At 70.6% G+C, this 20,232-nt stretch carries 18 protein-coding genes and 1 pseudogene; 4 read left to right on the forward strand and 15 right to left on the reverse strand.

Features of this window, described 5'->3' with window-relative positions:
- The first annotated feature begins 87 nt into the window (after positions 1–87).
- Positions 88–858 (forward strand): sulfite exporter TauE/SafE family protein, encoded by a 771-nt coding sequence (locus LDL49_RS22270; RefSeq protein ID WP_225293060.1) that lies wholly within the window; start codon positions 88–90, stop codon positions 856–858.
- Between the two features lie 4 nt (positions 859–862).
- On the opposite strand, the gene LDL49_RS22275 is transcribed toward LDL49_RS22270, so the two are convergent.
- From LDL49_RS22275 to LDL49_RS22295, 5 genes and pseudogenes are all read right to left on the reverse strand, one after another.
- Positions 863–1,729 carry a lanthionine synthetase LanC family protein gene (locus LDL49_RS22275; RefSeq protein ID WP_225293061.1) on the reverse strand — a complete coding sequence of 289 codons (867 nt, stop codon included), beginning with the start codon at positions 1,727–1,729 and terminating at the stop codon, positions 863–865.
- A 190-nt stretch (positions 1,730–1,919) separates the two neighbouring features.
- Positions 1,920–2,246: pseudogene (locus tag LDL49_RS59245) on the reverse strand (glycosyltransferase family 2 protein); the annotation flags it as partial.
- A 328-nt stretch (positions 2,247–2,574) separates the two neighbouring features.
- Entirely contained in the window at positions 2,575–3,897 is a 1,323-nt protein-coding gene (locus LDL49_RS22285) for an FAD-dependent oxidoreductase (protein WP_225293062.1), read from the reverse strand.
- Between the two features lie 7 nt (positions 3,898–3,904).
- Positions 3,905–4,492: a PadR family transcriptional regulator gene (locus LDL49_RS22290; protein WP_225293063.1), complete on the reverse strand. Its 588-nt coding sequence runs from the start codon at positions 4,490–4,492 to the stop codon at positions 3,905–3,907.
- 229 nt (positions 4,493–4,721) lie between these two features.
- Positions 4,722–5,315: a TetR/AcrR family transcriptional regulator gene (locus LDL49_RS22295; protein WP_225293064.1), complete on the reverse strand. Its 594-nt coding sequence runs from the start codon at positions 5,313–5,315 to the stop codon at positions 4,722–4,724.
- Positions 5,316–5,534: 219 nt separating this feature from the next.
- Here LDL49_RS22295 and rph point away from each other — a divergent pair, with 219 nt between their 5' ends.
- Complete coding sequence (rph, locus tag LDL49_RS22300) at positions 5,535–8,168, forward strand: rifamycin-inactivating phosphotransferase (RefSeq protein WP_225293065.1); 2,634 nt, start codon at positions 5,535–5,537, stop codon at positions 8,166–8,168.
- Here the strand turns inward: rph and LDL49_RS22305 are convergent.
- Positions 8,147–9,106: a YihY/virulence factor BrkB family protein gene (locus tag LDL49_RS22305; protein WP_225293066.1), complete on the reverse strand. Its 960-nt coding sequence runs from the start codon at positions 9,104–9,106 to the stop codon at positions 8,147–8,149. The two genes, rph and LDL49_RS22305, sit on opposite strands and share 22 nt — an antisense overlap.
- Before the next feature lie 130 nt (positions 9,107–9,236).
- On the opposite strand from LDL49_RS22305, the gene LDL49_RS22310 reads away from it, so the two are divergent.
- The gene (locus tag LDL49_RS22310; RefSeq protein WP_225293067.1) at positions 9,237–9,866 is read left to right on the forward strand and encodes a TetR/AcrR family transcriptional regulator; all 630 of its coding nucleotides are present in this window, start codon (positions 9,237–9,239) and stop codon (positions 9,864–9,866) included.
- On the opposite strand, the gene LDL49_RS22315 is transcribed toward LDL49_RS22310, so the two are convergent.
- Positions 9,854–11,152, reverse strand: a complete 1,299-nt coding sequence (locus tag LDL49_RS22315; protein ID WP_225293068.1) for a M28 family peptidase — start codon at positions 11,150–11,152, stop codon at positions 9,854–9,856. The genes LDL49_RS22310 and LDL49_RS22315 overlap by 13 nt on opposite strands.
- 75 nt (positions 11,153–11,227) lie before the next feature.
- On the opposite strand from LDL49_RS22315, the gene LDL49_RS22320 reads away from it, so the two are divergent.
- The gene (locus tag LDL49_RS22320; protein WP_225293069.1) at positions 11,228–12,055 is read left to right on the forward strand and encodes an alpha/beta hydrolase family protein; all 828 of its coding nucleotides are present in this window, start codon (positions 11,228–11,230) and stop codon (positions 12,053–12,055) included.
- On the opposite strand, the gene LDL49_RS22325 is transcribed toward LDL49_RS22320, so the two are convergent.
- From LDL49_RS22325 to LDL49_RS22360, 8 genes are read right to left on the reverse strand one after another with little or no spacing between them, the layout of a single operon-like run.
- Entirely contained in the window at positions 12,052–12,996 is a 945-nt protein-coding gene (locus LDL49_RS22325; RefSeq protein WP_225293070.1) for a phosphotriesterase family protein, read from the reverse strand. The two genes, LDL49_RS22320 and LDL49_RS22325, sit on opposite strands and share 4 nt — an antisense overlap.
- Positions 12,993–14,210 carry an FAD-dependent oxidoreductase gene (locus tag LDL49_RS22330; protein WP_225293071.1) on the reverse strand — a complete coding sequence of 406 codons (1,218 nt, stop codon included), beginning with the start codon at positions 14,208–14,210 and terminating at the stop codon, positions 12,993–12,995. The genes LDL49_RS22325 and LDL49_RS22330 overlap by 4 nt, the downstream gene beginning before the upstream one ends.
- Complete coding sequence (locus tag LDL49_RS22335) at positions 14,207–14,899, reverse strand: SDR family NAD(P)-dependent oxidoreductase (RefSeq protein WP_225293072.1); 693 nt, start codon at positions 14,897–14,899, stop codon at positions 14,207–14,209. The genes LDL49_RS22330 and LDL49_RS22335 overlap by 4 nt, the downstream gene beginning before the upstream one ends.
- A complete protein-coding gene (locus LDL49_RS22340; protein ID WP_225293073.1) occupies positions 14,896–15,660 on the reverse strand; it encodes a sugar isomerase domain-containing protein in 765 nt (254 codons plus the stop codon). Before LDL49_RS22340 ends, LDL49_RS22335 begins: the two co-directional genes overlap by 4 nt.
- Positions 15,657–16,511, reverse strand: a complete 855-nt coding sequence (locus tag LDL49_RS22345) for an ROK family protein (protein ID WP_225293074.1) — start codon at positions 16,509–16,511, stop codon at positions 15,657–15,659. Before LDL49_RS22345 ends, LDL49_RS22340 begins: the two co-directional genes overlap by 4 nt.
- Positions 16,508–18,526, reverse strand: a complete 2,019-nt coding sequence (locus LDL49_RS22350; RefSeq protein WP_225293075.1) for a GH36-type glycosyl hydrolase domain-containing protein — start codon at positions 18,524–18,526, stop codon at positions 16,508–16,510. Before LDL49_RS22350 ends, LDL49_RS22345 begins: the two co-directional genes overlap by 4 nt.
- The gene (locus LDL49_RS22355; protein WP_225293076.1) at positions 18,523–19,323 is read right to left on the reverse strand and encodes a carbohydrate ABC transporter permease; all 801 of its coding nucleotides are present in this window, start codon (positions 19,321–19,323) and stop codon (positions 18,523–18,525) included. The genes LDL49_RS22350 and LDL49_RS22355 overlap by 4 nt, the downstream gene beginning before the upstream one ends.
- A complete protein-coding gene (locus LDL49_RS22360) occupies positions 19,320–20,231 on the reverse strand; it encodes a carbohydrate ABC transporter permease (protein ID WP_225293077.1) in 912 nt (303 codons plus the stop codon). Before LDL49_RS22360 ends, LDL49_RS22355 begins: the two co-directional genes overlap by 4 nt.
- Position 20,232: the final 1 nt, after the last annotated feature.

Genomic DNA, 20,232 nt, shown 5'->3' on the forward strand with positions numbered 1-20,232 from the left:
GCCGCATAAGGTCGCCCGCATGGAAATCTTGTCCGGCTCTGGCTCTGGCTCTGGCTCTGGCGGCGATGCGGTGCCGGGACGCACGGCGTGACGCCGGGAGAGATGCTCGCGGTGTTCGTGGCCGGGGTCGGCGCCGGCACCATCAACACCGTGGTCGGCTCCGGGACACTGATCACCTTTCCCGTTCTGCTGGCCACGGGCCTGCCGCCGGTCACCGCCACGGTCTCCAACGCGCTCGGCATGATCGCCGGCTCCATCAGCGGAGCCATCGGTTACCGGGCCGAACTCAGCGGTCAGCGCCGTCGCATCCTGAAACTCAGCGTGGGTGCCATGCTGGGCGGGCTCGCGGGCGCCATGCTCCTGCTGACGCTGCCCGCCACGGCGTTCGAGACGATCGTGCCGGCCCTGGTCGGCCTCGCCCTCGTCCTGGTCGCGTTCCAGCCCTTGATCAGCAGGTACGTACGAAGCCGCCGCGAACCGCACGGCAACCCCGGCAGCCGGGACGGCGGTCCGCTGCTGTACATCGGCCTCACGCTGGCCAGCGTCTACGGCGGCTACTTCGCCGCAGCCCAGGGCATCATCTACGTGTCCCTGATGGGCATGCTCCTGGACGAGACCCTGCAACGCCTCAACGCCATCAAGACCGTTCTGGTCGCCGTCGTGAACGCCGTCGCCGTGCTCTTCTTCCTCTTCGTCGCGGACTTCGACTGGACGGCCGTCGTCCTCATCGCGCTCGGATCCGCTCTCGGCGGCCAGCTCGGCGCCCACATCGGCCGCCGCTTCAGCCCCGCCGTCCTACGGACCCTGATCGTGGCGATCGGCACCGTCACCATCGCCCGCCTGCTGCTGTGGCGGTGATCGATCACCGGTCCCACCGCACGGGCAACAGCACGGACGGGACCTGCGGCACGGCAAGCCGCAGGTAGAAGTAGCCGATCCCGGCAAGACCCAGCATCAGGTTCGGGGTCTCCCCGGAGTGGGTCCCGCACGGCCAGCTCACGCCGGTGCGCGCGTACCGCTCCATACCGTGGTCGGCGACGAGCCGCGGGATGTCCATACCGACGGCGTCGGCGCCGAGCCGCGGGATGCCCGTGCCGACGGGCCCGAGGACCTCGCGGGCCTCCTCGAAGGGCTCCGCGTTGCCGGGGAGCCCGTGGCAGAGCGAGAAGTCGGCTCCACCGCCGTTCGTCAGCGGGCGCGTCACCCGCTCCGTGGTGGCGAGTGCCGTCATCGCGTCGTGCCGCCACCGCGCCTCGCCAAGCAGCTCGTACGCGTACAGCCGGGACAGGGCGATGCCCGGCGCCCCATGGCACCACAGGCTCACGAAGGTACGGGCGCGGCGGTCGGCCGTGTTCTCCCGGAAGTCCGGCCAGTTGCCCTCCCCAGCGTCCAGCCAGCGGTCCTCGTACCGCATCGCGTTGCGGGCGCCCGTCGCGAACATCTCCTCGCCGGTCAGCCGGTACGCCTCCAGGAAGGCCACGGCGACACCCGCCGCCCCGTGCGAGAGTCCGGTGAGATCGCGCTGGTTACGCAGGCCGGGCGAGCGCCAGGACCAGCCGGTACGGGACTTCCTGGCGGACCTCCCCAGCCATAGGGCCGCCGTGACCGCCGCCTCGGCCATCCGCTCGTCGCCGGTGCACCGGTATCCCAGGGCGAATGCCGGAACGGCCCCGGCCGCCCCGGACATGAGGTCGTACTCCTGCTCTCCGCCCTCCACCACACCGGACATGAGGCCGTGCTGCTGTCCCCCGCCCTCCGCCACTCCGATGAGCTGCCGGGCGAGGTCGCGGAGCAGGCCGCTCCCGGCCTCGACGAGCTCCGCGGAGTCGAGCAGCCGGCCGGTGCGCTGCGCGGCTCACCGTGCCGCCCCGGTCGGGGTGAGAGGTGCGCAGGCGGGGCACCCAGCGCCGCAGGGTGCGGCCGGTGACCGGGTCGGCGATGCGCGGCTGGACGAAGGCGCGGCGTGGGTCAGGGGTGAACTGCGCCGCGAGGCGGAGCAGCGCATCGGGAGCGGGGAGTGCGGCGTCGTTGTCGAAAAAGAAGATCAAGTCGCCTTTCACGTTGGCGGCGCCGACGTTGCGTCCCTCGGGAATGCCCACGTTCTTCGGCAGTTCAACGGTCCGCACGCCATCGGGCACCTGGTCCGGTACGCAGCCGTTGCCGACCACCACCAAGTCCAGGTCGACGCCTTCCTGAGACAGCAGGGAGTTCATGGCGATGGGGAACTCTTCGGGGCGATCGTTCATGGTCAGGACCACGGCGCCGACCGTGGGGCGCGAGGTGCCAGTGTTCACCGGTCTTCCTTTGCAACCTCAGGCGCGCTGGTACCGACGACGTCATGGTCACAGGTGAGATGTTCGTCTACCACTCACCACGCCGTCATGTCGCCGTCACACTACGGACAGTCCACCCTAATGGGCGATGACGGGGCAGCGGGGCCGATCGGGTAGCGCGTCGCGCCGCGTGATCGGGGACCCGGCGTCGTCAACGTCCGCGCAGCCCGCGAACAGCTGTGGTCACCGGTTCCATGGAGCAGAGCGCCCCGTTCGATCAGCAGGTCCAGCACGGCGGGACTCAGCGCTCCCCGAACACCGCACGGCCGAGGAGCGGGACGGCTCCGCAGGTCCGGAAGAACCAGCGAGCCGTTGATCGCTTCAGCGCGCTTCTGGTGATCGCTCCTTCGGTGTTGCGCACGACCTCGCGAACCGTCTCGAACCCGTAGCGCAGCATGTCCGCCTCATAGGCGCGCAACGCCTGCGGCAACGACTCCTCGCCGTGGTCGGCCGCGGTGAGCGCGGCGCAGAGCCGGTGCGCGTCGCGCAGCGCCGTGTTGCCGCCGAGCCCGCCGACCGGGGGCATGTGGTGGACGGCGTCTCCGAGCCCGGTGACGTTGCCGGTCTCCCACTGATCGAGGGGTTCGGCGGCACTGAACCCGGTCTGGTACAGAGTGTCCGGGGTCGAGGTGGTGACGATGCGGCGCAGGTCGGGATGCCACCCGGCCGTCCGCTCGGCCAGCAACTCCCGCACCAGGGCCGGATCGTCCTGAGCCTTTGACGTGAAGCTCGCCGGGAGGGAGTCGCGGTGCGTGATGAACGCCCACAGGACATAGTCGTCGTCACGCGAGTCCGCGAGCAGGTGCTCCGGGTCGAGCCCGAGCACGCGTATGCGGTCACCGAGTCTGGCGATGATCGCCGCAGGGTCCTCGCGCCTGCGGAAGATCGCGGTGAACAGGAAGTCCCTGTGCGGCCAGATGACGTTCTTGCCGGCCAGCACCCGCTCCGGCAGCCATCGGCGGTTCTCCTCGGTGAGGAACAGCTTGCCGGCGACCGCCGCCGCCGGTAGCGCGGTGTGGCCGGCCGCCGGGTGGAGCTGCGCCCACACACGGGAGTTGGCGCCGTCGGCCGCGACGAGCACATCGGCGGTCGCGGTGGTGCCGTCGGCGAACTTCGCGGTGACCGTCCCGTCGCCCGCCCGAGCGAAGCCGGTGAACTCCTTGCCGAAGCGGACGACGTCGTCCAGGCCGGCCAGCAGCAGTTTGCGCAGTGTGACGCGGCTGACCGCGTGCTCGCTCACCGTGGGGTCGAGGGGATCACGATCCGGGCCGTCCTGCCCGATGAGGATGAGCGGCCGCAGCCGCTCGTCGAGGAAGCCGATCCCGGGCCCTGGATCGCCCGCGGTGGCCACCAGCAGCTCCCATAAGACGGGTGGCAGGCAGGCGTGCAGGGCGATGCTTCCGGTCGGCTCGATGTTCAGCCGGAAACCCTGGAGCCGTGAGTCGGCCGTGCGGTCCCGTTCGTACACGGTGACGCGCACGCCGGCCCGCTTCAGGCCCTGCGCCAGGCAGAGCCCGCCAATGCCGCCGCCGATCACGGCGACGTCCAAACGCCGAGGAGACATGGAGTTCCTACTCTCCGCTAAGGGGCGCGCTGTCAGGCGAGCCCGTGCCGTCAAGTTCGCCGACCATGTCCGCGAGCTCCGCCAGCAGGCGGTCGTGCCAGCCGACCTCCGTCTCGAGCCGCATCAGGGTCTGGTCGAAGGCGATGGCTTCCAGCCTGCTGAGGTACGGCTCGGCTTGGCCGCGCAGATTGCGCCAGAAGTCCAGTTGCTTGGCGTACGAGTCGCGCCGCTGCTGGGCAGCGGTACGCAACTCATCGAGGCCTATCTCGCCGACGTGCAGGAGCACCAGCTGGATCGGATCCGGCCGGAACCCGGTGTCGGTCAGGACCGACCTGATCACCGAGACCAGCTCGGTCCGGCCCTTGTCGGTGATCCCGTACACCGTCCGGGCGGGGAGGTTGCCTTCCTGCTCAGTGCGGACCACTTCGACGACGCCTTCGTCCGCCATCCGGCGTAGCGCGCCGTACAGCGATCCGGGCTTGATGTCCGCCCACAGCTCGACCCGGTCGAGTTGCGCGGCGGCTCGGATCTTGTGCCCGTGCATGGGGCCGCCGTCGGCCAGTGCGCCGAGAATGAACAGGCGAGTTGATCGCATATGAGTACTAAAACATGAGTACTCGCTGATGCACAACTATGAGGGCTCACGTCATGCGCCTCAGTGGGCCAGCTCGATGGACTCGGCGTGGTAATCCGAGCCGACGACCGCGGTACGCGGGTACGACTGCGCGAGCTCCGCCTTCACGGCCTGCGCTGTTCGCTTTCGACCGCCGAAGTAACTGGACGGGGTCCATAGCGCGAAGCGCCCAAAGGGAAGTCCTTGCTTGTCAGGGGTGGTAGCCGATCTGCTGGAGTACGGCCGTGAGGTACGTCTTGACCTCGTCCGCGCTCGTCGAGTCCGGGTAGGCGCCAAGGTGGTGCAGTATCGCGCCGGTGAGCACCTGCTGAATGATGTTCAGGTCCCTGTCCGGCGGTAGCTGGCCGTTGTCGCGGGCCCGGCTCAGTGTCGTGACCTCGGCCGAGGCACGGCCGCCGCCATAGGACTTGCGGTACGTCTGGAGCAGCTCAGGATAGTCGTCCACGGCGCCATAAAGCCTGCGGAGCATGCAGCGGTTTCGCGGCATGCTCAGATAGGTGGCCCAGTCGGTCAGCATCCGGTCGATGTCCGGCCAGTCGAGGACCTCGGACTCGGGCGCCTGGTGAACCGACTCGATGGCCTGGATCAGCAGTGAGGTCTTGTCGGGGAACCGCCGGTAGACGGTGGCCCGGGTCACGCCGGCCCGCTGGGCGACCTGCTCGATGCTGGTGAGCACGGCGCCCCGTTCGATCAGCAGGTCCAGCGCGGCGGCGAGGATGGCCTCGTCCACCTCCTGGCTGCGCGGCCGACCGGCCGGGCGCTGGGCGGGTGCGGTGCCGGTCATGTCGACCGCTCGGGGAGAGCCGCCACGGTCAGACCCTCCGCGCCGACGAAGGTGCGAGACACGACCGCATTCTAGCCGCGTGGCGCCGGGCCGGCCCGAGCGGTGAGCCGGGGCGATCGAAGGGCATGGGGCCTCCTGCGATTTCCATTTCAATACAGTACTGTACTGTATTGCTAGTGGCTCGAAGCCCTCCGCATGAGAGGGCAGATGGGATCAGCGATGAGCGCCTACGTACTCGGCTTCCACGAGATCGACAAGACCCGGCTCCCCCTCGTCGGCGGAAAGGGCGCCAACCTCGGCGAGCTGTCCGCCATAGACGGAGTGCGCGTGCCGGACGGGTTCTGCGTGACCACTGCGGCGTATCGGGCGGTCGTGGAGGGGGATCCCACGGTCAGCGCACTGATCGACGGGCTGACCGGCCTGCGCGCCGACGACCGCCCGGGCATCGCCGCCGCCTGTGCCCGCCTTCGTACGGCCATCGAGGCGCTGGCCGTGCCCGCGGAGATTGAGCGGGACATCGTCACCCATCTGGCGGGGCTCGGCGACGTCCCCTGTGCCGTACGGTCGAGCGCCACCGCCGAGGACCTGCCGTCGAGCTCCTTCGCCGGCCAGCAGGACACCTACCTGAACGTCCGCGGGCCCGAGTCGGTGGTCCACAACGTCAGGCGGTGCTGGGCTTCGCTGTTCACCGACCGGGCGGTGGCCTACCGCGTCAGGAGCGGCTTCGACCATCGCGCGGTCCAGGTCTCGGTGGTCGTGCAGCGGATGGTCTTCCCCGACGCGGCGGGCATCATGTTCACCGCCGACCCCGTCACGTCCAACCGGACGGTGGTCTCCATCGACGCGGGCTACGGCCTGGGCGAGGCGCTGGTCTCCGGCCTGGTCAACGCCGACACCTACCGGGTCAAGGCGGGACAGATCATCGACAAGGTGATCTCCGTCCAGACGATGGAGCTGCGCGCCTCGGCGGACAGCGGCACGGAGGAGCGGCCGGTGGAGGCCGCGCGGCAGAACGCGCAGACGCTGGCCGACGAGCAGATCCTTCAGCTGGAGACCCTCGGGCGGCGGATCGAGGCCCACTTCGGCCGGCCGCAGGACATCGAGTGGGGCTTGTCCGACGGTGTGTTCCACGTGCTGCAGAGCCGGCCCATCACCACGCTGTACCCGGTTCCGGCCTCGGACGACGGCAAGAACCACGTCTACATCTCGTACGGGCACCGCCAGATGATGACCGACGCGTTCACCCCGCTCGGCCTGTCGTTCTTCCTCCTGCTGGACGAGTGGCTCGGCCGCCCGAAGATGGCGGTGGCCGGGAACCGGTTCTACAAGGACATGTCCCACGAGCTCTCGTCGACGTGGGCCCGGCCGCTCACGATCAAGAGCCTCGGCCAGGTCGACGTGCTGATGGCCAACGCCCTGCGCACCGTGCTGGGCAGGAAGGACTTCGTCAAGTCGCTGGCCCACGGCAAGTCCGGCCTGATGAACTTCGGCAAGGGCGGTCCCCTGCCGATGGCCCGCCAATACCTCAAGCTGTCCCGCGAGGACGACCCCCGCGTGGTCCCCGAGCTCATCGCGCAGAACGAGGCGTCGGTGGCCAGGCTTCAGGAGGCGATCGCCGGCAAGTCCGGTGACGACGTGTTCGCGTTCATCATCGAGGACCATCGCGAGCTGACCGACCTCATGTTCGAGCCGCGGAGCGTGGCGGCGGCGTTCCTCGGCATCCAGTCGGTGAACTGGGTCAACAAGCACATGAACACCTGGCTGGGCGTGAAGAACGCCGCCGACGCCGTCAGCCAGTCGGCCGACCACAACGTCGTGGCGGCCATGGGGCTCGACCTGCTGGACGTCTCCGACGTGGTGCGGCAGTACCCGGCCGTCGTCGACCATCTGAGCGCACGCGCCGAGCGCGACACGTTCTTCACCGGGCTCTCCGGCCTCGACGGCGGCGACGTCGTACGCCAGGCCATCGAGGAGTACCTGCACAAGTACGGCATGCACTGCCAGGGCGACATCGACATCACCCGGACGCGATGGAGCGAGGACCCGACGCTGCTCGTCCCGCTCATCCTCGGCAACATCAAGAACTTCCCGCCCGGCGAGCGCGAGCGCCGCGTCGAGCAGGGACGCACGGAGGCCGAGCGCTCGATGAACGACCTCATGGACCGCCTGAGAAGCAGGGTGGGCGGCCGGAAGGCGAAGAAGGCGGCGCGGCAGATGAGCCTGGTACGCCACTTCATCGGGTACCGGGAGTACTCCAAGCACGCGTGCCTGCAGCGCTACGGCCTGTACAAGCAGGCGTTGATGGGCGAGGCCAGGAAGCTGGTGGCCCAGGGGGTGATCAAGGAGCCGGAGGACGTCTACTTCCTGTCGCTGGAGGAGTTCAGGGAGGTGGTCAGCAGCGGGCGGCTGGACTACGCCGTGATCACCGAGCGGCGGGAGGCGCACGCGTCGTACCAGAAGCTGACCCCGCCGCGAGTGATCACCTCGGAGGGCGAGGTGATCAACGGTGAGTACGACGCGGGCGACCGGCCCGAGGGGGCGCTGGCGGGCATCCCGGTGTCGTCCGGCGTCGTGGAGGGCCGCGCGCGAGTCGTCCTGAGCATGGCGGACGCCGAGGTGGAGGAGGGCGACATCCTGGTCACGGTCTTCACCGACCCGAGCTGGTCGGCGCTGTTCGTCTCGGTGAAGGGAGTCGTCATGGAGGTCGGCGGGGTGATGACGCACGGCGCGGTGGTCGCGCGGGAGTACGGCCTGCCGTCGGTCGTCGGCGTGGAGGGCGCCACCCGGCGCATCAAGGACGGGCAGCTCATCCGGGTGAACGGAACCGAGGGCTATGTGGAGCTACTGTCCTGATCGTCCGCACGGTCGATCTTCGTGGTGTCGCGCGGCTCGACGTACGGCTCCCGTCCAGGGGACTGACCGGCCTCGATGGCGCGTTCGCGGGCGAGCTCGGCGTCGAACTCCACGCCGAGCAGCACCGCGATATTGGTGATCCACAGCCAGATCAGGAAGACGACGACACCGGCCAGCGCGGCGTAGGTCTTGCTGTAGGTGGCGAAGTTGGCCACATAGAAGCCGAACACGGCGGACGCGACGATCCACACCGTGACGGCCAGCAGGCTGCCGGGGGTGATCCACCGGAAGCCGGGGTGTACGACATTGGGCGCCGCCCAGTACAGCAGGGCCAGCACGAACGTCACGACGAGGACCAGGATCGGCCACTTGGCGATGCCCCACACGGTCAGAGCGGTCTGGCCGATGCCGAGGATCCGGCCCGCCTGGTCGGCGAGCCCGCCGGTGAACACGACGGCGACCGCGCCGGCCGCCATCAGGACCACCAGCACGGTGGTGATGGCCAGGCGCAGCGGCAGTGTCTTCCAGACGGGCCGGCCTTCCGGCATCTCGTACATGACGTTCGCGGCTCGCATGAAGGCCCCCACGTAGCCGGAGGCCGACCACAGGGCGATGGCGAGGCCGATGACGGTGGCGAGGCTCGCGGCGCGCGGGCTCTGCTGCAACGCCTGGAGCGCGGTGTCGATGATCTGCCGCGCGGGCCCCGGAGCCATCGCGCTCAGGTTGTCCACCAGTGGCTGGGTGGCCGACTGGCCGAACACGCCGAGCAGCGAGACGACCGCCAGCAGCGCCGGGAAGATCGATAGGACCGCGTAATAAGTGAGCGCCGCCGCCCAGTCGGTGACCTTGTCGTCCCTGAACTCCTTGACGGTCCGCTTGAGCACTCCCCACCAGGAGCGCCTGGACAGCTCCGCAGGCCCTTCGGCTACCTGTGTCACGATCTTCCCGCCCTCAGCTTGTAGTGGCGTGGCGGCTACCCTCGCCTTCCATCCCTATGCCTGCGACCGCTATACGCGCGCATAGTAGGCTTCTTCTGCAGCTAGCGAGCTATACAAGAACGGTGGCAGCGTGACGATCGCTCCGGACCCCGAAGACCTCACCGCCCGCGCCCGGATCCGCGACGCGGCTCTGTGGCACTTCGGCGAGCACGGCTTCGAGCGGGCCACGATCCGGGGTATCGCCGAGACCGCGGGTGTGTCCTCCGGGCTGATACGCCACCACTTCGGCTCCAAGGAGGCGCTGCGCGACGCCTGCGACGAGCACTTGGCCAAGTTGATCCGCCGGATCAACGACCAGGTCCGGAGCGACCCCATGCCGAGCGACGTGAACTATGTCGCCGTCGCCCGGACCCTCCTGGGGCCTTACCAAGCGTATGTGGGGCGGGCCCTGGCCGAGGGACGGGCCGAGGCCGTCTTCGACGAGCTCGTACGGCTGAGCGAGGAGTGGATCGAGGAGTACGACAGGGCCCGGCCCGATCCCTCTCCGGTGCCCCGCAAGGCGCGGGCGGCGGTGGGCACCGCGATGGCGCTGTCGGTCACCGTCCTGCGCCACCACATGTCCCGGGCCCTGGGCGTCGAGGTGCTGAGCCCGGAGGGGGACAAACTGCTCGCCAAGACCCTGATCGACATCTACTCGCATCCGATGCTCAGCCTGGAGGACGCCGCCAAGGCGCAGGCCGCCCTCGATCAACGAGGCTGAGGCGCCCACCCGGCGGTCCCGGCCACGATGCGCACGGCCGCGCGGGCCAGCGGTTCCAACCCAGCCACGTCGATCTTGTCGAGGGTGTCGGCCGAGTCGAACAGGTACATCGGCGCCGACAGGAAGTGCACGAGCGGCACCCCTTCCGGATGGAAGAACGCCCCGTCGGTGGGCGGCATGGGCGAGAACACGTCGGGCGGCAGCACGAAGGACCGCCGCAGCCCCTCCTCCGCCAGCGTCTCGGCGACCAGCTTCTCCAGCCGCGGCACCCGGCTGGTGAACCACCACCTGACCTCGGGGTCCGCGGTGGGCACGAGCTCGCCGTCCACGGTCTCGCAGCGCAGCGCCGCGTGTTCGAGATGCAGCTGGAGCACGACGTCGGCCAGCGCCGAGCGGTGGCGTTCGATGAACGCCCTCGTGCCCGCCGCGTGCGCCATGTGCCCGGACGTGAGGAGGAACGTCAGGTTGTGCGGCCGCGCCGAGACGGGCACAGCGGCCCAGTGACGCGCGGCGGCCAGGACGAGCGCGATGCCGGAGGCGTCCTCGACGGCCGAGGCCCACGGCCCGTCGTGGTGGGAGCCGACGATGACCGTGTGCGGTGAGCCGCCGGGCAGCGTGGCGACCACGTTGTGCGTGGTCACCGTGTCGGTGACCGACTGGGCGACCAGCTCGCCCGTGCAGGGCAGCCGGGCCAGGAGCCGCCGGGCGTCGGACGCGGACAGCCACAGAGCGGGAATCGGCCGCTCGATCGCGTCATAGGGCACGTAGTAGTCGCGCGTCTCCCACGGCAGCCCGGTCAGCGCCCCGATGAAGCCGGCCGCGCCCGCCTCCAGCGCGGGCTCGACGACCTCCATCATCCGCGGTCCGAACGGGAGGGTCTGGACGAGCGTGTCGAAGACGCCCTCCGGGTCGTAGGACGACGTGGCCAGCGTGCTGACGTACGACTGCGGCAGCTCGGTGAAGGCCAGCTCGTCCACCGCGATGTCGCCGGGCCGGGCGTCGGCGAGCGGGGCGATCCTGGCGCGCAGGCCGTCCGTCGGCAGGGTGTGCGGGAGCGGGAACCCGGTCAGCTCCGTGCCGTCGTCGAGCCGCAGCACCCCGGTGCCGGGCTGCCAGCGGGGCACCTCCACCGGCTCCAGCGAGACCTCCAGCCCGAACTCCGTCAGCCGCTCGGCCAGCCACCGCTCGGTCCACGCGTCCGCCGGATAGCCGGGCCGCCGGATGCCCCGGGACACGACGGTCTCGATCCAGCCGAGCATCTCGGCGGCGGAAGGCACGTGATCCATGGGCTGATCCAACCATTGACAGCAGTGCTTTGTGAAGCGACAGTTTCGGTCATCCGTACAACTTGTGGAGGCTGTATGAAGCTCGTCGTGGCCGTCATCATGGTCCTGCTGGGGATCATGGCCAGACCGGCCCAGGCCGCGGACACCATCGAGGCGCACTACAAGGTCGCGGGCCCATGGGCGGTCACGACCGCCGACGCCCCGGGTTACAAGCTCTACTACCCGGCCGACCTCGGCGCCGGCGGCGTCAAGCATCCGATCATCACCTGGGGCAACGGCACGAACGCCGTGCCCACGCAGTATTCCGGGTTACTCAACCAGCTCGCCTCCTGGGGCTTCGCCGTGGTCGCCTCGACCGACACCACGACCGGCACCGGGTCGGAGATGATCGCCGCCGCCCAGTACCTGATCGCCAGGAACACCGACAGCTCCAGCGTCTTCTACGGCAAGCTCGACGTGACGAAGGTCGGCGCGGTCGGCCACTCCCAGGGCGCCGGCGGTTCGGTGAACACCGCGACCAAGTCCGGCGGCCTGATCGACACCGTCGTCCCCATCGCGCTGCCCGCGCCCATCTGGGTGAGCTCGGGGGACAAGTTCTATGTCGACCAGCTGACTTGCCCGGTGCTGTTCGTCAGCGGCGCCAACGACACCCTCATCTCGCCCAACTCGGCCCTGCAGACGTACTACGGCCAGGTCCCGGGAGCGGCGGCGAAGGCGCAGCTCAAGGGCGCCGACCACAACACGATCCAGGGCACGGGCGGCGGCTTCCTCGGTTACGTGACGGCCTGGCTGATGTACCAGCTCCAGGGCGACACCTACGCCAGGGGCGCCTTCGCCGGCACCACACCGGAGCTCAACACCAACGCCGGCTGGCAGAACCAGGTGGAGAAGAACCTGCCCTAACGACGCAGCGCGAAGGCGGCGCGCGGGTTGTCGATCAGCGCCGCCTTGGCCACCTCACCCAGCCCCGCGGCCTCCAGCCGGGGCACGAACCGCTCCAGGAGGTACGTCAGGCCGGGCCCGCCGCCCAGGCTCGGCCAGTACGACCTGCGCGCCAGGTCCATCCCGAACAGCACCCGATCCGCCAGCCCCAGCCCGGCGAGCTCGGCGACGAGCGTGACGATCTCGCTGTCCGGGCCGTACTTGACGCGGCCCGGCCGGTCAAAGGCCAGATAGGCCCCTCTCTCCGCCAACGAGGCGAGATATCCGGCGTCGGGATTGTGGTCGATGTGCCCGAGCACCACCCGATCGGCCGCCACCCCTTCCGAGGCCAGCGCGTCGAGCAGTTCGTGTCCCATCGTGCCCTTGTCGCAATGGGTGACGACCGGCACGCCGGTCCGCCCGGCGGCGGCGGCCACCGCGCCCACCAGCCGCGCCACACCCCGCCCGAACGAGTGGTACGCCGTGGCGATCTTGATGGCGCCCGCGCGGGCCGACGACCGCCGCACCAGCGGCCCCACCAAGCCGTACTCGTCCATGCCCTGCTCGATCTCGGCCACGAGGAGTTCCGTGATCTCGTCGGCCGAGTAGCGGTGCATCCAGTGCGCGTCGCTGTAGTAACCGCTCTTGTGGAACCCGGTCACCGCGATCACGTGCAGCCCGGTCCGCTCCGCCAGCTCCTTCATCAGGGACGGACTGCGGCCGAAGCCGAGCGGCGTCATCTCGACCACCGCCGACAGGCCCAGCCGCTGCGCCTCCGTCACCTCCACCACGGCCGCGTCGAGGGAGTCGAGCCGGTAGTCCGGCTCGTTACGCACCGGCCAGCCGCCGGTCATGAACAGGTGCTCGTGCGCATAAGTGATGCCGAGCTCCTCGACATCCCCCAGCACGGTACGGACGGTCACAGAAGCGCTCCTTCTTCTCGCAGCCGCGTGCGCAGCAGCTCCACGTCCACCGCCGCGGGTTCCACCCCGGCCTGTACGGCCAGCGCCGCGGCCGTCCCCGCCGCCTGCCCCATCGCCATGCACTGCCCCATGGACCGGGCGGAGGCGTGGGCGTCGTGCGTGGCCGACAGGCAGCGCCCGGCCACGATCAGCCCGCCGACCTCGACGGGGAGCAGGCACCGGTAGGGGATGCCGTAGGTGCCGAAGTCGTGGACGTACTCCCAGCGGGTGGCGGCCCCCGAGTCGTGGTCCTCGATGGGCGCGCCGCACCGCGCGATCGTGTCGGGAAAATCCCGCCCGGCCAACACATCATCAGAAGTCAGGACATATCGTCCGACCAGGCGCCGCGACTCCCGTACACCGATACGTACGGACGTGCTGAGCAGCACCGCGGAGCCGTACCCCGGGACCTTCGCCCGCAGAAAGGCGACGTAGTCGCGGACCTGCCGCCGCCCCACCCGCTCGGCCTCCGCCAGCTCGACCGGGTCGGTCGGATCCAGGCCGGTCACCCGCGTGAGGTTGGTGTGCACGATCCCGTCGTTCACGGTCCGGTGCACGGACCCCTCGCGCCTCGGCAGGTCGGCGTCGGCCATCAGCGCGTGCAGCTCCGCCGTGCTGGTGGCGGACAGATCGACCCCGCCGAGCCGGAACGTGGCCGTCATCGGCTGGAGCCGCATCCCGGGGCGTTCGAGGGTGACCCCGGCCCGCCAGGCCACCTCGGCGTCCCCGGTGGCGTCGATCACCACCCGGGCCTTGACCAGGAACCGGCCCGCCACGGTCTCCACGACGACGCCGGTGCCCGGCACGAAGTCGCAGACCCTGGCGTGCAGGAGCGCGTCCGGGACCAGCGCGTCCCAGACCAGCTTGAGCTCCTCGGGCTCGTAGGTCACCCCGGTGCCCGCGCCATAGGTGTTGGGCCGCTCGAAGGCGGCACCGGCCTCGAAGAGCCGCTCGCACACCTCCCAGCCGACGCCGCCGACGACCCGTCGCGAGACGGGGCCGGGGGCGTAGAAGCCGTAGAAGGTGTCGAGCACCGCGGCACCCGTACCGCCGAGGAAGCCCGCCGACTCCACCAGCAGGCACGACGCCCCGGCACGCGCCGCCGCGACAGCGGCCGCGCACCCCGCGCTGCCCCCGCCCGCGACCACCACGTCGCCTTCCCACAGGACGTTCACCGCAGATGCCACCCTCCGTCGACGGGAATGACCGCGCCCGTGGTCCGTCCGGACGACGGGGACAGCAGCCACAGCACGGCCTGGGCGACCTCCTCCGGCTGGCACAGCTCGGCGCCGAGCGGCATCAGCGACGGCAGCTTGGCCTTGATCGCCTCGGAGGTCTGGGCGCGGCGGCTCATCGGCGTGGCCACCAGCCCGGCCGAGATCAGGTTGACCCGCACGCCGTGCGGCGCCGCCTCGCGGGCGGCGGTCCTGATCAGCGGGATCAGCGCGCCCTTGGCCGAGGCGTAGGCCACGGTACGGAAGTCGTCGTCGAGCGAGGAGCCCAGCGCCGAGCCGATCACCACGATCGACCCGCCCTCCCGCATCGCGGGGATCGCCGCGCGCAGCAGCCGGAACACCGACTCGTGGTTGACCCGGTGCACCTCGTGCCACGCCGTGTCGGTGCACTCGACCACGCCGCCGTCGCCGAGCGAGCGGCCCGACATGCCGACCGCGTGCACGACGCCGGAGATCCGCCCGTGCGCGGCCGTCGCCTGGGCCAGGGCCTTCTCCGCGTGCCCCGGCGTGGTGATGTCGATCCCGCCGGCCAGGTCCACGCCGAAGGCGGCCCCGCCGGTGGCCTCGACCGCCGCCACGCAGGCCCGGCCGATGCCGCCGTCCGAGCCGGCCACCAGTACGGCGCTCATGGCTTCCTGAGCACGGCGGCGGCGCGGCGGGCGTGTTCGAGGTAGGCGGCCTCGAACAGCTCCTCCGAACGCGGCCCGCCGACGAGCTTGGCGCTGGAGATGACCGGCGGGACCCAGCCGCCCGCGACGAGCAGCTCGGCGGTACGGACCTTGATCTCGTTGACCACGGAGACCGCGGCCAGCGTGCTGCCCGGACCGACCGGCTCGGCCAGCCCGTCGACGGAGCACAGCGCGTCGCCGACCGGGGTGCACAGGTCGATCACCACGTCGGCGTGGTCGGCGAGCCGGGTCCCGCTGGGGTGACCGGGCTCGACGGCCGTGGTCTCCCGCATCGACGTGACGGCCACCACGGGCAGTCCCGCCTTGCGCAGCCCCATCGCCATCTCGATCGGCACGGCGTTCAGGCCGCTGACGCTGAACACGATGGCCGCGTCGGTCGGCCGCAGCTCGAAGTTGGCCAGGATGGCGTCGGCGAGCCCTTGGACCCGCTCGATGAACATCGCCTGCCGCATCCCGTTCGACCCGGCCACCTGCGTGTAGAACGTCGTCGACAGGTCCACGATGGGATGGAAGCCGGGATAGGAGCCGTAGCGGGGGAACATCTCCTCCACACCCATCCGCGAATGTCCGGTCCCGAACGTGTGCACCACGCCCCCGCCGCCGATGGCCGAGGCGGCCGTCCGAGCGGCCGCGGCGAGCGCGTCCTCCTGTGTCCGCTCGATCTCGCCGAGCAGCTCCATCGCGCGCCGTATCCATTTCATCCAGATCTCCTCCCGTAGAGCGCGGCGCCGATCGCCCCGGCCATCGGGCCGAGTACGGCAGGTAGCACCGCGATGTCCCCAATAAGCGGGCGTCGCCGCTCAAGTTCCGTGTCCAGGGCGGATCGCATGAGATCGAGCGCGCCGGAGACCCCGCCGCCCACGACCACCGTGCCGACGCCGAAGAACGCCGCCGCGTCGCCCAGGGCGATGCCGAGCGCCCAGCCGGCCCTGGACAGCACGCCCAGCGCCCGCCCGTCGCCTGCCCTGGCGGCCTCGGCGACCTCCTTGGGCGAGCCGGAGCCGAAGGCCCGCACGATGCCCGGCCCGCCGGCGAACGTCTCCACGCAGCCCCGGTTGCCGCAGCAGCACACCGGCCCCCAGGGAGAGACCGTCACGTGCCCGATCTCGCCGAGATTGTCGCGCGGGCCGACGAGTATCCCGCCCCGCAGCGCCACCGCTCCGCCCACCCCGGTCCCGAGCACCGCGAACAGCACGTCGGGCAGCCCGCGAGCCGCCCCGAGGAGCAGCTCGGCGAGCCCGAACGCGCGGGCGTCGTTGACCACGGTCACCGGTGCCCCGGTCAGGGCGCCCAGCCGCGAGCCGACCGGATAGCCGTTCCACTCGCCTGGCGGGTTCGGCACGAACAGCGCGGTCCCGGTGTCCCGGTCCACGTGGCCGGGCAGCCCGATCCCGATGCTCTCCACCCGGCGGGCGGCCAGCGAGGCCACGAACGTCATCGTCTCGTCGGGGTCCGGCGGCGTGGGGACGGTGCCCGCACCGACCACCGTCTCGCCATCCAAAACCACCCATTTGGTGTACGTGCCGCCGACGTCGATCCCGAGCCGCGTCACAGCCCCACCTTCAGGACTCGCGACGCGAATCCGGCGTCCTCGGGCGCCGCGACCGCACGGAACGGCTCGACGCCGAGCAGCCGCAGGTAGGCCAGCAGCGGCTGGGAGTGGCTGTGCAGGTTGGCGACGGGGTACGCCTGCATGGCCACGCCGAGTTCGGCCAGGTCCCAGGTGCGCCCCGGTCGCTCGGTCTCGGGCGCCAGGTAGGCGTCGGGGCCGGACAGCGTGCCCTCCCATACGTCCGGATAGGCAGCCGCATGGGCGGCCAGGGACATCCGGCGCCACCACTGCCAGCCCAGCTCGGGAACGTGCTGGGCGGCGGCCCAGATCAGCGTCATGTTGATCGCGTACCAGATCGTGCCGACCCCGCCGGGGCCGTAGGCGCCCCGATCGGGCCAGCGCAGCCGGGCGCCCAGCGGCGAATCGGCGGCGGAGGTCCGCTCGATCGTGTGCAACAGCTCCACGGCCCGCTCAGGTGGCGCGGCGCCGCACAGAATCGCCCAAGGCTGCACTTCCAGCCACAGGTCGGACTCGCCGACGACGGCTCCCGGGCCGTACGCGCGCCGGTACCACCGGCCGTTCCACTCCCCCGCGACCAGGTCGCGCAGCTCCTCGCCGAGCTCGCGGGCCTCGGCCGCGGTCGCGTCGTCGCCGAGCCGCTCGGCCAGGACCGCGTAGCGGGGCAGGACCCAGGCGGCCATGGCCGAGTTCAGGACCGACTCGCCGTGGGAGATCATCACCTCGCGGTCCACCCCGCTCTCGGTGATGGCCATGTCGTTCCAGTCGGCGTTCAGTATCCGCAGGTGGCCGTGCTCTCCCCGGCCCACCACGTCGGTGAGGAACCTGAACTGCCGGCGCAGGTTCGCGCCGAGCGACACCGGCGTGGCCCCGTGGACCGGGTGGTACGGCACGGGCTCGCCGAAGGCCGCCAGGTCACCCGTCGCGCTCAGGTATTCGGCCGCCAGCCACAGGGCCCACAGGTTCTGGTCCGAGGGCCGGAACAGGTCGGTCCATGGCTGCTTGTCCGGTCCGAGTGCATAAGGCAGGTCACCGTCGGGGCCACCCCACGCGCACGTGTTGCGCAGCACGGACAGGGCCAGGTCCGGCTCGATGTAGACCAACGGCAGCGCGTGCTGGAGCGGGTCGCGCGCGGCGCCGTTGAAGCCGTGCCGGAAGGAGTAGCACGAGCCCTGGTCGAGGGTGTGCCCGCCGAGCACGCCGTCGGCGCAGGCCGCGCCGGTCAGCAGCGCCGCGTGCCACGGGACCTCCCGCTCGGCCTCGGGCGCCCGCGCCGCGACCGCCCTCGGCAGCCGCTCGCGCAGCGCGGCGAGGCTACTGGCGAACGACCCCGTCACCTCGCCCACCCGGCCGTTCATCCAGCCGTCCGTCTCGTCGCCCAGCAGCCCGTATCTCAGCTCCAGCAGCCACTCACCGCCCGCTTCCAGCTCCAGGGGTACGGTCAGGCGGCCGGACCCGGTCCTCGGGCCGCCGACGAGCTCCAGCTCCAGCTCCAGCCCGGGATCCTCGCTCGGCTTCGCGCCGCTGATGAGCTCGACCCGGGCCGCCCCGGCCGTCCACTCCTCGGTCAGCTCCAGCCGTACCGGCTCGTCGAGCAGGTTGCGCACGCGCAGCCGGATCAGCACCCACGGGTGCTCGCCCTCGGGGCACAGCACCGTGCGGTCCAGCGCCACCCGGTCGTCGGCGACCCGGACGATCGCGAACGTCGGCCCGAAGACCCGCTCCGATGTCGAAATATCGGTGGAAAGGGCGCCGACGCGCGTCACTCCCGTGCCACGGGTGAGCCACAGCAGCCCGGTGTGCTCGTCGAACAGGTCGCTGAGCCCGTAGTTGTCCGTGACCAGTGTGATCCGCCGGTTCCCGACATGGACGAAGTGCCGCCGGGTGAGCGGATCCAGGACGGGATCCCACTCCGCGCGCGGGTCGCTCTCCTGGTCCATCGTGTAGGCGAAGGCGGGCAGCCCGTACGCGGTGGTCCATGCCCCGAACGCGCTCATTTCCGTACCCCTCCCAGGGTCAGCCCCGCCACGTAGTAGCGCTGCAGCAGGAACATCAGCACCAGCGGCGGCACCGCCGTGATCAGGGCCGCGGTGCTGACCAGGCCGATGCTGAAGTCGTACTCCGTCTGGAGCTGCGAGAGCCCCACGGGCAGCGGCCAGAGGCCGGGATCGTTGGCCACGATGAGCGGCCACAGCAGGTTGTCCCACTGCGCGAGGAACTGCAGCAGGAAGAGCGTGAGCAGGGCGGGCCGCAGCAGCGGCACCCCTATGCGGACGAAGATCCGCAACTCGCTCGCGCCGTCCACCCGCGCCGACAGCAGCAGCTCATGCGGCAGGGCCAAGGCGAACTGGCGGACCAGGAACACCCCGAACGCGCTCATCATGAACGGCACGATCATCCCCTGGTAGGAGTTGATCCAGCCGAGTTCCTTGACGATGAGGTACATCGGCACGAGCACCACGATCGGCGACAGCGACAGCGTCCCCACGATGACCGCGAACAGCACCCGGCTGCCGGGGAACCTGAGCTGCGCGAGCGCGTAGCCGGCGGCCGAGGAGAAGATCACTTCGAGGACGCCGATGCCGAGCGCGAGGATCAGGCTGTTACGCAGGTAGAGGGGGAAGCCGCCCTGGTCGAACAGCTGCGAGACGTGCGCGCCCAGCTGGGAGACGTCGAAGCCGAACCCGCCGAGATCGGTCGCGTCCGACGCCGACGAGACCGCGAACATCGCGTACACCGGCAGCAGCAGGACGGCCACGACCAGCGTCAGCAGGGTGTTGCGGACCGCCTTCACCCGTCCTCGCCTCCCCTGAGCACCCTGAACTGCACGAGCGAGAGCGCCAGCATGGCCACCAGCAGGACCATCGCGATCGCCGAGGCGTAGCCCATGCGCTCGAACCCGAAACCGGTCGCCCACAGGTAGAGCGGCAGCACCTCGGTGGCGCCCGCGGGGCCGCCCTTGGTGAGCAGGAAGGCGGGCACGAACGACTGCATCGCCCCGACCACCGCGATGACCAGCACGAACAGCAGCGTGCGGCGCAGCAGCGGGAGCGTGATGCGGTAGAAGACCCGTATCGGACCGGCGCCGTCGAGCGCGGCCGCCTCGAACACGCTCAGCGGCAGCCCCTGCAGCCCGGCAGTCAGGATGATCACGAACAGCCCTAGGTGCTTCCACGTCGTCATGATCACCAGAGCCCAGAGCGCGAGCCCCTCGTCGGTCAGCCACGGCTTCGGCTCCACGCCGACGAGCCCGATCAGCGCGTTCGCCAGGCCCTTGTCGGCGAAGATCACCGACCACACCATCGAGGTGGCCACCAGCGGCATCGCCGCCGGGATCATCACCAGCCCGCGGAGGAAGGCGTTGTAGCGGCCCGGCTTGCTCAGCGGCACCGCGATCGCCAGTCCGAGCACGATCGACGGGACCACGGACCCGATCGTGTAGGCGGCGGTGACCCGGGCCGAGTTCCAGAAGCCGGGGTCGCCGAGCATTCTGCGGTAGTTGTCCAGGCCGGTCCACTCGGGCGTCCCGGCGAAGTCGTAGCTGGTGAAGCTAAGGTACACGGCCGCGACGAACGGCACGAGCCAGAAGACCAGGAAGTAGACCGCCGCCGGCAGGGCCAGCAGGCCGCCGGTGCGCGCCTCCGCCCACCGCTGGCCCTTGCCCGAGACTTGGGCGACGGGCGGCACCAGCCGTAAGGACATC

Origin of the sequence: Nonomuraea aurantiaca (assembly GCF_020215705.1) — a bacterium.
Taxonomy (GTDB): Bacteria; Actinomycetota; Actinomycetes; order Streptosporangiales; family Streptosporangiaceae; genus Nonomuraea; species Nonomuraea aurantiaca.

Coding starts and splice junctions, on each gene's coding strand:
- LDL49_RS22275 (WP_225293061.1), bottom strand. CDS start 1,729: ATGTCCGGTGTGGTGGAGGGCGGAGAGCAGGAGTACGACCTCATGTCC.
- LDL49_RS22285 (WP_225293062.1), bottom strand. CDS start 3,897: ATGTCTCCTCGGCGTTTGGACGTCGCCGTGATCGGCGGCGGCATTGGC.
- LDL49_RS22290 (WP_225293063.1), bottom strand. CDS start 4,492: ATGCGATCAACTCGCCTGTTCATTCTCGGCGCACTGGCCGACGGCGGC.
- LDL49_RS22295 (WP_225293064.1), bottom strand. CDS start 5,315: ATGACCGGCACCGCACCCGCCCAGCGCCCGGCCGGTCGGCCGCGCAGC.
- rph (WP_225293065.1), top strand. CDS start 5,535: ATGAGCGCCTACGTACTCGGCTTCCACGAGATCGACAAGACCCGGCTC.
- LDL49_RS22315 (WP_225293068.1), bottom strand. CDS start 11,152: ATGGATCACGTGCCTTCCGCCGCCGAGATGCTCGGCTGGATCGAGACC.
- LDL49_RS22320 (WP_225293069.1), top strand. CDS start 11,228: ATGAAGCTCGTCGTGGCCGTCATCATGGTCCTGCTGGGGATCATGGCC.
- LDL49_RS22335 (WP_225293072.1), bottom strand. CDS start 14,899: ATGAGCGCCGTACTGGTGGCCGGCTCGGACGGCGGCATCGGCCGGGCC.
- LDL49_RS22340 (WP_225293073.1), bottom strand. CDS start 15,660: ATGAAATGGATACGGCGCGCGATGGAGCTGCTCGGCGAGATCGAGCGG.
- LDL49_RS22350 (WP_225293075.1), bottom strand. CDS start 18,526: ATGAGCGCGTTCGGGGCATGGACCACCGCGTACGGGCTGCCCGCCTTC.
- LDL49_RS22360 (WP_225293077.1), bottom strand. CDS start 20,231: ATGTCCTTACGGCTGGTGCCGCCCGTCGCCCAAGTCTCGGGCAAGGGC.